Origin of the sequence: Mixta tenebrionis (assembly GCF_006517625.1) — a bacterium.
Classification (GTDB): domain Bacteria; phylum Pseudomonadota; class Gammaproteobacteria; order Enterobacterales; family Enterobacteriaceae; genus Mixta; species Mixta tenebrionis.
The window spans coordinates 386,799-401,778 of sequence record NZ_VHQI01000003.1 but is presented as its reverse complement, the minus strand read 5'-3'; the positions used below and the strand labels follow the sequence as shown (position 1 = coordinate 401,778).

Sequence of the window (14,980 nt, the reverse complement as noted above, 5' to 3'; positions counted from 1 at the left end):
GCGCGCCCCTTAAAACGGCAGAAACCAGATCAGGCTGATGGTGCCTTCGCGGAATTTTGCATTGCTGCTGCTGCGTCCCGGATAGCGCGTGCCGCTGTAGTTGGCATACTGCACGGAAAATGAGCCGGGCGTGTAGCCCGCATAGCCAAAGCTGTAGCTGTAGTCGCCGTTCCACGGCTGCTGTTGGGCGCTATCGGGGAACCAGAATGCGGTGGCGCGCACGAAAAAATGCTGCTTAAAGGTATAGCCGCAGCCGCCAAGAAAGACGTTTTTATTGGATCGCAGATCGTTGTCCGCCAGCGAATAGTAGCGCGGTATCCAGCTGTAGCCGGTCTGGCAGACCAGCGAATCGCCCTGCTGGATCAGCAGGTGGCGCTCGATGCTCTTTGGCAGCGAAAATTTCCAGGCTAAGGTAAACGCGCCCTGCTCAAAGTAGGTGCGGCGCTTGTTGCCGGAAGGGAACAAGCGGTTATCGCCGTAGTTGCTGTAAACCAGGCTAAGGGTATTGGCGTGCCAGTCGTCGTAGCCGAAGCTGTAGCGGAAATCGGTGGTGTATTTGCTGGTGTCGGCAATCGGCGCGCGCAGGGTGATATTGGCGAACCAGTAGCTGTAGGGCGAATATTGCAGGCTGAGGTTCATCAGCTGGTTAATTTTTTTCTTCTGCCGCGCCGAATCAGAACCGTTGGGAATAGAGAGCCACTGATCTTTCAGGCCGCTGCTGAAGCTGAGCGCGCCGGAGAATTTATCTTTGTTGCCGGAAAACAGGCGTCCCCAGCGGGTGGTAAACACCCCCGCCTGTACCGGTTCGCTGCTGTCTACGGCAGCCATGTCGCTGCTTTTGGTCGCCGTTTCGCCGCGGGCGGAGAGCGCCGCAGCGCCCAGCGCCAGCAGCACCCCGCCTTGCCAACCCGCCAACCTGCCGTTTCGCATGGCTACATCCTCTGTCAGTTAGGAATAAAACGTCCGCCGATCTCTTTTTTCGCCATAAACCACAGCGCGCCCAGGATAACGAGATGCACCAGAGTGTTACGCACCCATGCCTGATGCCATAAATCAAAATGAACGAACTGACTTACCGCCAGCACAAAGTAAACGTGAAGAATGAAGGTGTAGAGCGAATGCTGGCCCAGCGGAATCAGAAACCAGCCGAAGGCGCGATACAGCGGCTGCCAGCAGAAAGTCAGCACCAGATAGACGCTCAGAATCAGACAGAAATCGTTCAGCACCCGACACGGCCCCAGCGCGTTTTTCCCCGCCAGGTGATGATAAAACCAGTTAAAGTCCGCCGCTGGGATCACATGCATCAGCAGCGCCGGCGGCATAAAGGGGTTAGTGTGATTCTGCGCGACAAACATCATCGCCAGCGCATAGCAGACCATCAGCGCCATTATCGCCCGTCCGGGGCCGGTACGCGCCAGCGACATCAGCTCATCCTTATACCAGCCGCAGCACATGCCGAGGATATAGATCAGCTGCCAGGCAAGCAGCGGAAAGGCGAATTCAAACTCCGCCACCGTCAGCCGTAGCGGCCAAAGCTGATAGCTGACGTAGCCGCACAGCGACAGCAGCAGCAGGATAGCCACTCTTCCCGCCTGTAGCATGGCGAGAAACAGCGGGCTGGCCAGCAGCAGAAAAACATACAGGCCGAGGATCTGCGTCTGATGCGGCCCGATCTGCAAATAGAGAATGATATTGAACCAGGTTTCGCGGATCTGCGGCGTGGTGGGAAACAGCGCCCACTGTACGCCGGAATAGCGATCGACAAAGTGGGTGACTTCGAACGTATTGATAACCGGCAGATGCGACAGCAGCAGCATCGACAGGATTACCACGATATTCACCAGATAGATCTTTCCGGCGCGGCGCCAGAGGTTCCAGCTGATAGTCAACAGCACCTCTTTTTGCAGGCGCTGACGGTTCAGCATCCCCAACATAAAGCCCGCCATGATAACAAAGCCTTCGGCCCCGGTAGTCAGGCCGAAGCGCTCCCAGGTCAGGATGTTAAACAGCGACATCACTTCGGTATGCGCTACCACCATCATCACCAGCGCAATACCTCTGAGCATATCGATACGTAAATCGCGCCGTCCCGGCAGCGCATAGGCCCAGCGGGAAAAAACCGGCGCAGCTGTCTCTGCCGTCGAAACCGTGGTCATATCCGCCATAATCATTAACCCGCCTGCATGGTCAAATATATATTTTTCAAATAATACTAATGCATATTGTCTGGTAACAAATTGTAGATCTGACGCAACAAAAGCGAAATCAATACCGCACAAGATTTAACAAAAATAAAAATTAACAATAATTACATATATTTATAAAGTAAAGTTGTGTAACTGCGCAGCGACATCTTGAAACGCTTCGCTACTCAACTAAGATTTCATGCAGATAAGAACGATAAATATCAACAATTTTATTTCACTTTTAACCATCAGGGCATAACCAAAAATTACGTATTCACTTGCGTTAGCGGGATGCCAATGGACTTTTACTTCTCTAAATTTGAACACCGCCGTCCACCGCCGCCGCTGCGCACGCCGCACGCGGTACAGTTTTTATGGCAGGTGCTGGCCGTTGCCGGGCTGATCCTCGGCGCCAACTATATTCGCTGGCGCTGGACCGCCTCGCTGAATATGGATGCGCTCTGGTACGCGGTGCCGCTGGTATTGGCGGAAACCCTGGCATGGATCGGCACCCTGCTGTTTACCATCAACCTCTGGCGCGAGCAGGACCCGCAGCCGCAGCTGCCGCCGGAGGATATCAACCAGTGCCTGCCGCCCGCCGAACAGGGCGACGCCCGTCCGGTAAAGGTCGATCTGTTTATCGCCACCTATTCCGAAGATGTGGAGCTGGTGCGGCTTTCTATCCGCGATGCGTTAAAGGTAAGCTGCCCGGTAAAGATTGATTACCGCATTCACGTACTGGATGATGGCCGCCGCCCGGCGATGCGCGCGGTGTGCGAGCAAGAAGGCGTTAACTACATTACCCGCGACAATAATATCGGCTACAAGGCGGGCAACCTGCGTAACGGTCTGGAGCAGACCGAAGGCGATTTTTTGGTGATCTGCGACGCCGATACGCGCGTCTTCCCGACGCTGCTGACCCATACGCTGGGCTACTTCCGCGATCCGGACGTCGCCTGGGTACAGACGCCGCAGTGGTTTTTCGATCTGCCGGAAGGCGAGCGCGTGGCGGAAAAGCTGCGGCGGCACGGCGGCATTCTCGGCTATGGCGCGGGCCGCCTGCTGGAGCTGATTGCCGGCCCGCTGACCGTCGGGCGCGATCCCTTCTTTAACGATCCGCGCATGTTTTATGATGTGATACTGCGCCGCCGTAACTGGGCGAACGCCGCCTTCTGCTGCGGCGCGGCATCGATTCACCGGCGCGAGGCGATCATGCAGGCGGCGCTGCGCGGCTACGTTTTTAGCGTGGAACAGGAAATTGGCCGCTTTACCCGCGATATCCGCGATGACGAGACGCGCAACGCGCTGAGCCTGGCGATGCGCCCGCACGTTATCGCCGATACCGAACTGACGCCCTATAAATTTCACGTCTCTGAGGATATCTATACCTCCATCGTGCTGCACGGCGACAGCGAGCGGCGCTGGCGCTCGGTGATGCATCCCGGTATCGAATCGAAAATGCTGTCGCCGCAGGATTTGCTGACCTGGATGATCCAGCGCTTTAAATATGCCGCCGGTTCGCTCGATATCCTGTTTCACGATCGCCTGTTCAGCCGCAAGCGCTTTCGCCTCAGCCTGCCGCAGACGCTGATGTACGCCACCACCTTTTGGTCTTATCTCGCCTGCATCTGGAATACGGTGTTTCTGATCTCGCCGCTGGTCTATCTGTTTACCGGCATTCCGCCGGTTTCCGCTTACTCCACCCCCTTCTACCTGCATTTTCTGCCGTTCTTTATCGTCTCTGAACTGGCGTTTATGTTTGGTACCTGGGGCATTTCCGCCTGGGATGGGCGCGCCTCCTATCTGGCTTTTTTCTCGGTTAACCTGCGCGCGCTGAATATGGTGCTGAAAGGCGAGCGGATTAAGTTCGACGTTACGCCGAAAGAGCGCCAGAGCGGGCGTTTTCTCTATCTGGTGAAGCCGCAAATCGCCATCGTGGCGCTGACGATTGTCGGGCTGGCCTGGGGCGGCGTACAGGTGGCGCTCGGCAAGGTGGACGATCCTTCCGGCTACGTGATTAATATTTTCTGGGGCGCGGTGAATATCGCCGCCATGACGCCGATGATTCTGGCCGCCATCTGGACGCCGCCGGCGCAGGAGAGCGCCTTATGAGTACGCTGAAAGCAGGACTTATCGGCGCGCGCAGCTATCTTACTATCCTGATCGGTTTTTTAATCGCCTTTGCTATCGTGCTTTGGGTTGAGCGTCAGATGCCGACGCGGGTAGAAACCACCGAAGGCGTAGTGCTGAGCAAGGATTTCCCGCCGCTGCCGCAGTCGCGCGAGCTGACCTTTGACGAAGCGGTGTGGGCGCGCGTCGCCTGGCAATATTTTATCAACAACACCCAGCTCAACGGCCTGGTCAACGCCGAGGACAAACAGCCGTGGTTCAGCCTGTGGCACAGCGGCAGCTACCTGCTGGCGACCATCTCCGCGCGCCAGCTGAATATCATCTCTGCTCAGGAGTTCGACCAGCGCATCGCGGCAGCATTGACTACCTTAAGCGAGCTGCCGCTGCTGCCGGGTCAGCTGCCCGCCAGCGCCTGGGATGCGCAGACGCTGGAGCCGCTGAGCAATGAGAGCGCGCCGCCGGTAGATATGGCGCGTCTGATGGTGCCGCTGCAAATCTTACAATGGCGCTATCCGCAGCACGCCTTTGCGGTCAGCGAACTGCTGGCGCGCTGGCAGCTCTCCGGCCTGCTCCAGGCGGGCGCGCCGCAGGGAGCCAGCCTGCCGGTTAACCGCTGGCAGCTGCGCGACGACGATCGACGCGGCAGCTATGGCTATCGCCTTTACGCCGCGCTGATGCTGCGCACCATCAACACCGCCGCCAGCCTGGCGGTGAGTCAGCCGCCCGACGGCGTGAAAATGGTAGAAATCGACGGCATTTCGGTGCCGGACGAAGGATTGCGCACGCCGTGGGGCAAGCAGCCGTCGCTGATTAGCCTGCCCTATCTGCTGAGCGGGCTGGAGCTGGGCTTCGACGCGCGCAGCGGCGAGATCGCCTGGCGCATTATGCAGATACAGCAGCAGCGTAGCGGCGAATCGTCGCGCCGCCCGGCTATCAGCACCGACTATGCCGAGCAGGCGCCCGATTTCGTTCACGCGCTGCCCGGCGCGCAGCCGCTGCCGCGCAGCCTGCAGACCGACACCGCGCGCGAGAACGATCCGCCGCAGGCTTCGCTCACCGCGCATCCGCTGGCCTCTACCCGCTCCGCCTTTAGCTGGTATGCGCTGTTTCGCAACACATGGAGCGAAGAGAAGCGCCGGCTGATGCTGCCGATGCTGGAGCCGGGACGCGGCTGGAAAGCGGGCTTTAATCCTGACAATAGCGTTAATGCGCGCATTGACGCCGATACCAACGCGGTGGTGCTGGAGAGCCTGAACTATATCGCTCACGGCCAGCTGCTCTGCCTTGCCTGCCTCTGGACGCCCGCCGCTGAGGCGCCCGCCCCTAACCAAAGAGTGAATGCTGAATGAAACAGGCCACCTACTTCCCATCGCTTCCTTATCGCTGGCTCTGCTGCCTGCTGGCCGGGCTGTTGCTGCTGCCGCTGCTGGCGCGCGCCGTCAGCCTGCCCGCGGCGGATTACCCGGTGCGCCACGGCGATCTGACGCCGCGTGAAATGGCGATTGCCAGAAACGCCTGGCAATATTTCGTCGCCAACTATCAGCCGAAAACCGGCCTGGTTAACGCGGTAAACAACTATCCTTCCACCACTATGTGGGACAGCGCCTCCTACCTGGCGGCGCTGACCGCCGCGCGCGAGCTGGGCATTATCGACAAGGCGGAATTCGACCGTCGCCTGTTACAGTTTCTGGGGACGCTGAACAAGCTGGTGCTGTTCCGCGATCAGGTGCCGAACAAAGCCTACAACACCATCAGCGCGCAGAAGGTGGACTACCTGAACAAACCGGGCGAAATCGGTTTCTCCGCTATCGATATCGGGCGCATGCTGCTGTGGCTGAAGATCCTTAAGGAGCGCTATCCGGAATATGGCAACAGCATCGATAATGTGGTGCTGGGCTGGGATTTCACTCACGTCGTCGATGACTGCGGCACGCTGTACGGCGCCTATCTCGATCAAAATAAGCAGCCGATGTATGTGCAGGAAGGACGCCTCGGTTATGAAGAGTACGCCGCCGCCGGCTATCAGCTTTGGGGCTTTTCTACCTGCCAGGGCAGCCGTCCGGAGCCTTACGCGCTGGCCGATATCTACTGCGTACTGGTGCCCTACGATTCACGCGATCCGCGCCTGACCAGCCAGCATAACTATGTGGTGACCGAATCCTACCTGCTGCACGGGCTGGAGATGGGCTGGGATAAAAGCGACGACCGCGACGACAGCCGCAATAACTTCAGCCATCCGTGGATGAAAGATTTTGCCGATCGGGTATATCAGGCGCAGGAAAACCGCTACATGATCACCGGCACCCTGACCGCCCGCTCCGAGCATCAGCTCGATAAGGCGCCGTACTTCGTCTATGACACCGTATTCAGCGACGGCTTTAACTGGAACACCATCACCGATAAGGGCAAATATGTGCCGGAAGTGGCGGCGGTATCGCTGAAAGCGGCGCTCGGCATGTGGGTACTGTGGGATTCCCCCTACACCGATCGCCTGCTGGACGCCATCGAAAACGCCGACGAGAAAGATAAAGGCTACTACGAGGGGCTGTATGAAAACGGCGACGGCCCGATCAAAGAATTCACCGCCAACAATAACGGCATCATGCTGGAGGCGCTGCTGTTTAAAAAAGAGGGCAAGCTGCTGAAGTTCAACAGCGACAATCCGCGCCAGCCGGAATATGCGCCGTCGCTGTGGGATCGTCGTCTGGTGGATCTGTTCGAGCCGAACAACGAGCGTCGCAATCGCCCTTTCCTGGAGATAACACAGCCGGTAAAAACCTGGTGCGACCAGAGCGGCACGGCGGTGCGCAGCGCCCCGGCCGACAAAAACTGCCAATGCGCTACCTGTAAAAACGACGATGCGCCTGTGAAATTGCCGCCGGTGGCTACCTCATGCCTCAAACAGTAACGCGCAGGCGAGCGCTTTTCATTCTGCCGGCGCTGCTGCTGCTGTTGGCGGCAATCGCTCTGGCGCACAACAACGGCGCGGCGTGGCGCTGGCTGGTTCAGGGCGGCTGGCACACCAGCGCGCGTATCGGCGCGCTGACGCCGGAGGAGCAGCGCTGGGCGCAGGTGGCCTGGCGCTACTTCAGCAATAATACCCAGCCGCAAACCGGGCTGGTTAACGGCAGCGATAAGCGCCCGGTAGCCAGCCTCTGGCAGATAGGCGATACGCTGATCGCCCTGACGGCGGCGCGGGAACTAAAGCTGATCGACGAGGTGGAGTTTGATCAGCGGCTGACGCGCATTATCGGCACGCTGAACCGCATGCCGCTCTCCGGCGCCGGGCTGCCGAACCGGCTCTATAACACCGCCAGCAATACCATGATCGATTACAGCAACGCGCCTAAAAGCATTGGCTGGTCATCGCAGGATATCGCCCGTCTGCTGATGGCGCTGCGCATCGTCGCGGTGCGCTATCCCGCCTACGGCGAATATCTCGATCGCGTGGTGCTGCGCTGGAATTTCTGCCAGATTGTTGATGACCAGGGCCAGCTGTTCTCCGGGCTGTTGCAGAACGGCCGGCTGATTACCCGCCAGGAAGGGCGTCTGGGCGACAGCGAATACAGCGCCGCCGGTTTCGGCCTCTGGGGCTTCCCGAATCAGCTCTCCCTGCGGCCGCCTTCCCAGCATGTGATCCTCTACGGCATGGCGCTGGATATCGACGCGCGCGATCCGCGCACCAGCTGGACGCCAGCGGCGATTACCACCATGCCCTACGCCCTGAGCGGGCTGGAATATGGCTGGGCGCTGCCGGGCGCCGGGCGCGATACCGTCCGGCGGCTGCGCCAGCGCGCCAGCCTGGTCTATCAGGTGCAGGAGCAGCGCTGGCTGCGGGAAAAAATCCTCACCGCCCGCAGCGATTTCAACCTTGGCGCCGCGCCCTGGCATGTGAACGATACCATTTACGCCAACGGCTACGCCTGGAACACGCTGGGCGACGACGGCAACTACTATCCGCGTCTGGCGCAGGTTTCCACCCGTGCGGTTTTCGGCCTGTGGGCGCTGTGGGATACCGACTTTACCGATGCGCTGATGCGCATGACGCGCCTGCAATATGACGCCGGCCGCGGCTGGTTTGAAGGCCGCACCGAAGCGACGGGCGATTATAACCGCGCCATCACCCTTTCCACCAACGCCACGGTGCTGGAGGCGCTGTTCTACAAGGCGAATATGGGGCCGCTGCTGCCGCAGGGCCAGCTGACGAGCGACAGCTACTTCGCTCAGCGCCTTTCCGACGTATTCAACCGCCCGCGCCAGTGCTTTCCGCCGGAGCGCAAGCCGACGGAAATTCCCGATGCGCCCTGAAGCCCAGCGCCGTTCCGGCGCTAAGGAACCGCCATGACGCAACCTATACTGCCCGCCGATCTGGACTATGTTCGCGCCGCTATCTTCGTTTTTGACGCGCGCGAACGTCTGGTTGGCTGGAATCAACAGGTTAGCCGCTTTTATCCCTCTATCAGCGATCGGCTGCGCGTCGGCACCACCTTAGCCGAGCTGGCGGAAGGATTCGCCGATGCCACCTATATGTCGGAAGATACGCGCGGCAAGGCGGAGTTTACCGCCAATATGATCAAACGCTGCCGCATCAATAACAACAGCGAGCTGCGCCAGCTGGTCGATCGCAAGGTATTTATCCAGCATAACCGCACGCCGGAAGGCGGCATCGTCAGCCTGCACACCGATCTTTCTGATTTCGATCTCGCCAGCCAGTCGCGCCAGCAGCTGCATGAGGATTTTCTGCTGGCGGCGGAATCAACCCATATCGGCATCTGGGACTGGCAGGTCAGCGCCGATATCTTGCAGGTAAACGATGCGCTGCTGGTGATGCTCGGCTATCCGCGCGAAACCTGGCACTACAGCGCCACTTTTCTTGATACGCTGGTGCATCCCGACGATCGCCAGCGCGTGCAGGATATGCTGCGGCGCGCCAGCAACGACAGCGTGCCGGTGTTTGACTGTGAAATCCGCCTGCTGCACCAGAGCGGCGACTATCGCTGGATGCTGCTGTCGGGCCAGGTGGTGAGCATGACAATGCGCGGCGAGATGGAGCGCGCCATCGGCACCCTGCAGGACATTACTAAACGTAAAGAGGCGGAGCGACTGTCGCAGCAGGCTACCGCCGCCGCGCAGGCGGCCAGCGAGGCGAAAAGCGCCTTCCTCGCCAATATGAGCCATGAGATCCGCACGCCGATGAACGGCATTCTCGGCATGACCCAGCTCTGTCTCGATACTTCGCTGACTGACGAGCAGCGCGACTATATGTCGCTGGTGCTGCATTCCGCCAAATCGCTGCTGCGCATCATCAACGATATCCTCGATTTCTCAAAAATCGAGGCGGGCAAGATGGAGATCGATGAAGAGATCTTCGAACTGCGGCCGTTTATTCAGTCGATTGTGCGCCCGCTGATGCCCGCCGCCAGCGAAAAGTCGGTGGAGCTGCTGGTGAATATCGCCGCCGGAGTGCCGCACAGCATCAGCGGCGACACCGTGCGCCTGCGTCAGGTGCTGACTAATCTGGTCAGCAACGCGCTGAAATTTACGCCGCAGGGCGAAGTCGAGCTGAAGCTGCAAACGCTGGAGCCGGGGCATCGCCTGCGCTTTGAGGTGCGCGATACCGGCATCGGCATTCCGGCGGAGAAGCAGCAGCTGATTTTTGAATCCTTCAGCCAGGCGGACACCTCCACTACCCGACGCTACGGCGGCACCGGCCTGGGGCTGACCATCTCCGCCAGGCTGGTTGAGATCATGGGCGGCGCGCTGACGGTTTACAGCGAGCCGGGCGAAGGCAGCGTTTTTAGCTTCTCCCTGCCGCTGCCTGAACAGGCGCAGCCGGGCGCGCCGCTGAATATCTCGCCGCTGCTCAGCGGCCTGAACGTATTGGTGGTTGACGATAACGCCACCAATCGCCGCCTGATGCGCGATATGTTGCGCAATATGGGCATCAGGCCGATGACCACCAGCAGCGCGGCGGAGGCGCAGGCGCTACTGGAGGAGAACCACGACTTTCCGCTGATCCTGCTGGATGCGCAGATGCCGGAAAAAGATGGCATGGCGCTGGCGCAGGAGCTGACCGCCAATCCCGCGTTAAGCGGCAGCAAAATCATTATGCTCAGTTCCATGAGCCGCGTAATGGACGCCGGCGAGCTGAAAAAAATCGGCGTTACTCACTTTCTCAGCAAGCCGGTAGACCAGAAAGAGCTGTACGACGCGCTGCTGGCGACGCTGGCGGTGCCGGACAGCGAGGCGCCGGCGCGGGCGCTGCCTGCCGCCCCTGTTATCAAGCCCGATACGCTCACGCTGAATATTCTGCTGGCGGAAGATAACCTGGTTAACCAGAAGCTGGCGGGCTTTCTGCTGCAAAAAATGGGGCATCGCTATGAAATCGTCGGCAACGGCCTCGAAGCGCTGGAAAAACTTGACCGGCAGAGCTGGGATCTGGTGCTGATGGATTTGCAAATGCCGGAGATGGACGGCGAACGCGCCACCGCGCTGATCAGGGAAATGGAAGCGCGCAGCCCGCAGCGCCCGCGCCAGCGCATCATCGCCATGACCGCGCACGCCATGCAGGGCGATCGGGAATTCTGCTTGCAGCACGGCTTCGACGGTTATATCGCCAAGCCGGTATCGCCCGATGTACTGCAAAGTGAAATTGCCCGCGTGATGGCGCTTGATAACGCGCAGGTAGCGGAAATTGCGCCGCCCGCGCCGCTGGATCTGCGCGCGCTCGGCGCCCGGCTCGGCACCGATCCTGAACTGCTCAACGAGCTGCTGGCGCTGTTCGCCGGAGAGCTGCCGCGGCTGATACATGAACTGCAACAGGCGCTGCATCAGCAGGATGGCGAAAATATCGGGCGGCTGGCGCATAAGCTGCGCGGCGAGGCGGCCACCTTTGGCTTCGACGAGTTTGTGCATCTGCTGCAGGAAATCGAGTACGCCGCCAAACAGCGGCTGCCGCTTAATCACCAGGCGCTGACGGTTCAGCTTACGGCGCAATGCGAACAAATTCTGGCGACGCTGCGCCGCCTACAGGAGGCACCATGAAACTCTGCTGGCCCGCGCTTTTCCTCAGCGTCTGTTGCTCCGCTCAGGCGGCCTCCCCGATCGCCTTACCGGTAAGCTGGTCGCTGGCGGGCCAGTGGCGCGCCCATGACGCCAACGACGCCAGCTTCAGCGGCTGGCGCGGCAGCGACGCTGACTGGCGTAAGCTGCGCGTGCCGGCGAACTGGTACAGCGCAGGCTGGGATCATCAGGGCGCGCTCTGGTATCGCACCGAATTCAGCCTGCCGCCGCTGGCGCCGGACACCATGGCGACGCTGGTGTTTGACGGCGTCGATTATCAGGCGCAGGTCTGGCTGAACCGCCAGCGTCTGGCGCAGCACGAGGGCTATTTCCAGCGTTTTGCGGTAGATATCAGTGACAACGTCACTAAATATAACCGGCTGGCGGTGCGCGTTGACAGCCCTTATGAGGATCCTAAAACCGTCTGGCCGCTGCATAAAAACCTGATGAAAGGCATTCTTAATCAGCACGATGCTCGCCCCGGCGGGGCCTGGACGCCGCAGGGCCAGGACGCTAACTCCGGCGGCATCTGGGCGCCGGTGCGCCTGCGCCTGTCGAGAGGCGCCGCTATTGATAACCTGATGCTGCGGCCAGACTGGTCGCAGGGGCTGGCGCATCCGCAGCTTAGCGTTGAAATTGACTACCGCGCGTTGAAAGCAGGCAGCGCCACGCTGGAACTGCGCGCCACGCCCGCTAACTTTAGCGGCCGGCGCTATCAGCTTAGCGAAAAAGTGACGTTGTCACCCAGCTCGCCAAATACTGACGGTAAACAGCGCCTTGCGGTTAAGCTGCCGATGCCTGACGCCCGGCTCTGGTGGGCGCACGGCTACGGTAAACCGAATCTCTATCGCATTACCGCCACCCTGCGCGATGAACAGGGCATTATGGATCGCCAGAGCAGCCGCACCGGTCTGCGCAAGATAGAGCAGCAGCCCGATAACCGCGGCTGGCTGCTGAACGGCAAACGCATCTATCTGCGCGGCACCAACTATATCGGCTCGGCCTGGCTCAGCACCATGAACGATGAAAAATATCGACGCGATCTGACGCTGGTGCAGCGCATGAACGCCAACGCCATTCGCGTGCATGGTCACGTCGCCGGACGCGCGCTCTACCGCCAGGCGGATGAGATGGGCATGATGATCTGGCAGGACGTGCCGCTCCAGTGGGGCTACAACGACAGCGACGCCTTTGCCGCCAACGCCGCGCGCCAGACCCAGGAGATGGTGGAGCAGTTCGGCAACTCGCCCGCTATCGTGGTATGGGGCGGACAGAACGAGCCGCCGTTTAACTCGCCGTGGATGGAAAAACGCTTCCCCGACTGGAACAACAACCTTAACCGTAAGCTGACGCAGCGCGTGGCGGATACCCTGGCGCAGGATCGCACGCGTATCGTCCACCCTTTCTCCTCGGTTGAAGAACATTACTGGCAGGGCTGGTATTTCGGCACCATGACCGATGTGCTGCAGCCGGCCAAAACCGGCATCATTACCGAGTTCGGCGCTCAGGCGCTGCCGCATCTCGCCACGCTGAAGACGATTATTCCCGCTAAAGACTGGTGGCCCGCCAGCACCGCGCCGGGCGACCCGCAATGGGCCAGCTGGAAATATCATAACTTCCAGCCGATACAGACTTTTCAGTTCGCGAAACTGTCGCGCGGCGACAATATGGCGGAATTTATCGCCAACACCCAGCGCTACCAGGCGGATCTGGTGGCGATGGCGGCGGAAAGCTATCGCCGTCAGCGTTTTCAGCCGGTAACCGCACTGTTTCAGTTTATGTTTGTGGAAATCTGGCCGTCAATTAACTGGGGCGTAATGGATTACCTGCGTCAGCCGAAAGCGGGCTACTACGCGCTGCAGCGCGCCTATCAGCCGCTGCTGCCCTCTATCGAGCCGGTAACGCCGCAGTGGCAGGCAAACCAGCAGGTGCGGCTGCGGCTGTGGACGATAAATGATAGCTGGCAGCCGCTGCCGGGCACCACGCTGGGCTGGACGGTGCGTCAGGGCCAGCGCACGCTCGATCGGGGCGAGCGCAAAGTCGATATCGCGGCGGATGAGGGAGTAAAACGGGCCGATGTTGCCATCACGCCATCGTCCAACGCGCCGCTGGAGATTAAAACCTGGATTAATGACGCCCAGGGCCAGCGTAAAGCAGAAAACCAGCTGCTGCTGCGTCCGACGGCGGCGCCGTAAGTCCATATCTCAACTATGCTTAATGCACAAAGCAGGTGAAACATCATGCCGAAAGGAGCAGTAATGAAGAAGCCACTGGCGATTTTTGTATTGATGGCGGGCTGCGGCGCGGCGCAGGCGGCCGGAGAAGTGGGCAATGAAGCGCAGTCCTATATTGCCGGGCTGTGCGCCATGACCAGCGAACAGCAGCCAGTTAATCAAACGCAGGAGCAGTACGTACAGAAGCTGAAGGATATGACCAGGCGCGGTACGGCGCCTTATGCCATGGATAAGCCCGATTTTAATCAGGATGAGGCGGAGAAAGTGGCCGCCGCCTACACCAGGCTGCCAGAGAAGGTGAAGCGGCAGAACCGCCAGGATCAGGAAGCCTGTAAAAAGGCGACGATGGAACAGTATCAGCAGGCGGATTAACCTTGCCGGGCGGTGAAAGCGGGCTATCGCCCGCTTTACGCTTTACTCTTTGCCGGTCAGAAAGCGATAGATCACGGAAAGATCCTGCTCGCCGTAGCCGGCCTCTACCGCCTGACGCCACAGCTGGGCGATCTGTTGCAGCCCCGGCATCGACTGATCCTCAGCGGCATCCAGCGCCAGCTGCGCATCTTTCAGCGCCCATGTCAGATGCATCTGCGGCGTATAGTCGCCTCCTTTAATGGTATCAAGCTTCACTTTCGCATAGGGCGCCGCCAGCGGCCCGCCCTCCAGCACCGCCCAGAGATCGTCAGGCGTAAAGCCAAACTGCCGCGCCAGGCTGGCGCTTTCCGCCAGCCCCTGCATCAGCGCAATCAGCCAGGCGTTGACTACCAGTTTCATACGCGATCCGGCCCCCGCCTCGCCCAGCCAGCGCGTGCCCTTGCCGATAGCGGCGAAAACCGGCTCCAGCGCCGCCGCTCGCTGGCGATCGCCGCTGGCCAGCACCAGGATCTGCGCCTGTTCCGCCGGCGCTTTAGTGCCGGAAACCGGCGCGTCGATATAGACCACGTCAGGACGCGTTTCCGCCAGCCAGGCGATGAAGCGATCGGTCGCCTCCACGCCGATAGTGCCCATCTGGCAGAAAATCGCATTCTGACGCAGCGCTGAGGCGATCTGGCGCAGCGCATCTTCGGTGGCCGCGCCGTCGGCCAGCATCGCCAGCACTACCTGCGCTTCGGCTACCGCCTGCTGCGGCTCGTCATACAGCGCCAGGCCGGCGGCGACCAGATCTTCGCCGCGCGCGCGGGTGCGGTTCCAGCCCGCGACGCGAAAGTGATTTTTCAGCAGGTTAGCGGCAAAAGCGTGCCCCATGGCGCCAAGGCCCAGTACCGCGACAGTAGAGTGCTGATTCATTCAACCCATCCTTCTTTAAGTTAACCTACGGTCAAAACTGACGCAGGTCACCGCAGCTTTTCCGCCGTGACCAGCCCACGCATA

10 protein-coding genes are annotated in these 14,980 nt (G+C 60.2%); 7 read left to right on the top strand and 3 right to left on the bottom strand.

The window, feature by feature from the left end; translation table 11 throughout:
• Positions 1 to 9: 9 nt before the first annotated feature.
• Together FKM52_RS07395 and opgC are read right to left on the bottom strand one after the other, a co-directional pair.
• Positions 10 to 930 (bottom strand): hypothetical protein, encoded by a 921-nt coding sequence (locus FKM52_RS07395; RefSeq protein WP_246085506.1) that lies wholly within the window; start codon positions 928 to 930, stop codon positions 10 to 12.
• Between the two features lie 14 nt (positions 931 to 944).
• Positions 945 to 2,165 (bottom strand): OpgC domain-containing protein, encoded by a 1,221-nt coding sequence (gene opgC, locus FKM52_RS07390; protein WP_377091483.1) that lies wholly within the window; start codon positions 2,163 to 2,165, stop codon positions 945 to 947.
• 318 nt (positions 2,166 to 2,483) lie between these two features.
• Between opgC and FKM52_RS07385 the strand changes: the two genes are divergently transcribed.
• The 7 genes from FKM52_RS07385 to FKM52_RS07355 all read left to right on the top strand — a co-directional run bounded on the left by FKM52_RS07385 (position 2,484) and on the right by FKM52_RS07355 (position 13,984).
• A complete protein-coding gene (locus FKM52_RS07385) occupies positions 2,484 to 4,298 on the top strand; it encodes a glycosyltransferase family 2 protein (protein WP_141175546.1) in 1,815 nt (604 codons plus the stop codon).
• Entirely contained in the window at positions 4,295 to 5,665 is a 1,371-nt protein-coding gene (locus FKM52_RS07380; protein ID WP_141175545.1) for a DUF3131 domain-containing protein, read from the top strand. Before FKM52_RS07385 ends, FKM52_RS07380 begins: the two co-directional genes overlap by 4 nt.
• Entirely contained in the window at positions 5,662 to 7,224 is a 1,563-nt protein-coding gene (locus FKM52_RS07375) for a DUF3131 domain-containing protein (protein ID WP_141175544.1), read from the top strand. The genes FKM52_RS07380 and FKM52_RS07375 overlap by 4 nt, the downstream gene beginning before the upstream one ends.
• Positions 7,209 to 8,624 carry a DUF3131 domain-containing protein gene (locus tag FKM52_RS07370; RefSeq protein WP_141175543.1) on the top strand — a complete coding sequence of 472 codons (1,416 nt, stop codon included), beginning with the start codon at positions 7,209 to 7,211 and terminating at the stop codon, positions 8,622 to 8,624. Before FKM52_RS07375 ends, FKM52_RS07370 begins: the two co-directional genes overlap by 16 nt.
• A gap of 33 nt (positions 8,625 to 8,657) precedes the next feature.
• Positions 8,658 to 11,360 carry a response regulator gene (locus FKM52_RS07365; protein WP_141175542.1) on the top strand — a complete coding sequence of 901 codons (2,703 nt, stop codon included), beginning with the start codon at positions 8,658 to 8,660 and terminating at the stop codon, positions 11,358 to 11,360.
• A complete protein-coding gene (locus FKM52_RS07360) occupies positions 11,357 to 13,573 on the top strand; it encodes a glycoside hydrolase family 2 protein (RefSeq protein WP_141175541.1) in 2,217 nt (738 codons plus the stop codon). Before FKM52_RS07365 ends, FKM52_RS07360 begins: the two co-directional genes overlap by 4 nt.
• A gap of 63 nt (positions 13,574 to 13,636) precedes the next feature.
• Positions 13,637 to 13,984 (top strand): hypothetical protein, encoded by a 348-nt coding sequence (locus FKM52_RS07355; protein WP_141175540.1) that lies wholly within the window; start codon positions 13,637 to 13,639, stop codon positions 13,982 to 13,984.
• A gap of 42 nt (positions 13,985 to 14,026) precedes the next feature.
• On the opposite strand, the gene FKM52_RS07350 is transcribed toward FKM52_RS07355, so the two are convergent.
• On the bottom strand, positions 14,027 to 14,896 hold the full coding sequence (locus FKM52_RS07350) for an NAD(P)-dependent oxidoreductase (protein ID WP_141175539.1): 870 nt from the start codon (positions 14,894 to 14,896) through the stop codon (positions 14,027 to 14,029).
• Between the last annotated feature and the right edge of the window lie 84 nt (positions 14,897 to 14,980).

What these genes read in the sequence shown, in the direction of transcription:
- FKM52_RS07395 (WP_246085506.1), bottom strand. Translation starts at nt 930, where the DNA reads ATGCGAAACGGCAGGTTGGCGGGTTGGCAAGGCGGGGTGCTGCTGGCG.
- opgC (WP_377091483.1), bottom strand. Translation starts at nt 2,165, where the DNA reads ATGGCGGATATGACCACGGTTTCGACGGCAGAGACAGCTGCGCCGGTT.
- FKM52_RS07385 (WP_141175546.1), top strand. Translation starts at nt 2,484, where the DNA reads ATGGACTTTTACTTCTCTAAATTTGAACACCGCCGTCCACCGCCGCCG.
- FKM52_RS07380 (WP_141175545.1), top strand. Translation starts at nt 4,295, where the DNA reads ATGAGTACGCTGAAAGCAGGACTTATCGGCGCGCGCAGCTATCTTACT.
- FKM52_RS07375 (WP_141175544.1), top strand. Translation starts at nt 5,662, where the DNA reads ATGAAACAGGCCACCTACTTCCCATCGCTTCCTTATCGCTGGCTCTGC.
- FKM52_RS07370 (WP_141175543.1), top strand. Translation starts at nt 7,209, where the DNA reads ATGCCTCAAACAGTAACGCGCAGGCGAGCGCTTTTCATTCTGCCGGCG.
- FKM52_RS07365 (WP_141175542.1), top strand. Translation starts at nt 8,658, where the DNA reads ATGACGCAACCTATACTGCCCGCCGATCTGGACTATGTTCGCGCCGCT.
- FKM52_RS07360 (WP_141175541.1), top strand. Translation starts at nt 11,357, where the DNA reads ATGAAACTCTGCTGGCCCGCGCTTTTCCTCAGCGTCTGTTGCTCCGCT.
- FKM52_RS07355 (WP_141175540.1), top strand. Translation starts at nt 13,637, where the DNA reads ATGAAGAAGCCACTGGCGATTTTTGTATTGATGGCGGGCTGCGGCGCG.
- FKM52_RS07350 (WP_141175539.1), bottom strand. Translation starts at nt 14,896, where the DNA reads ATGAATCAGCACTCTACTGTCGCGGTACTGGGCCTTGGCGCCATGGGG.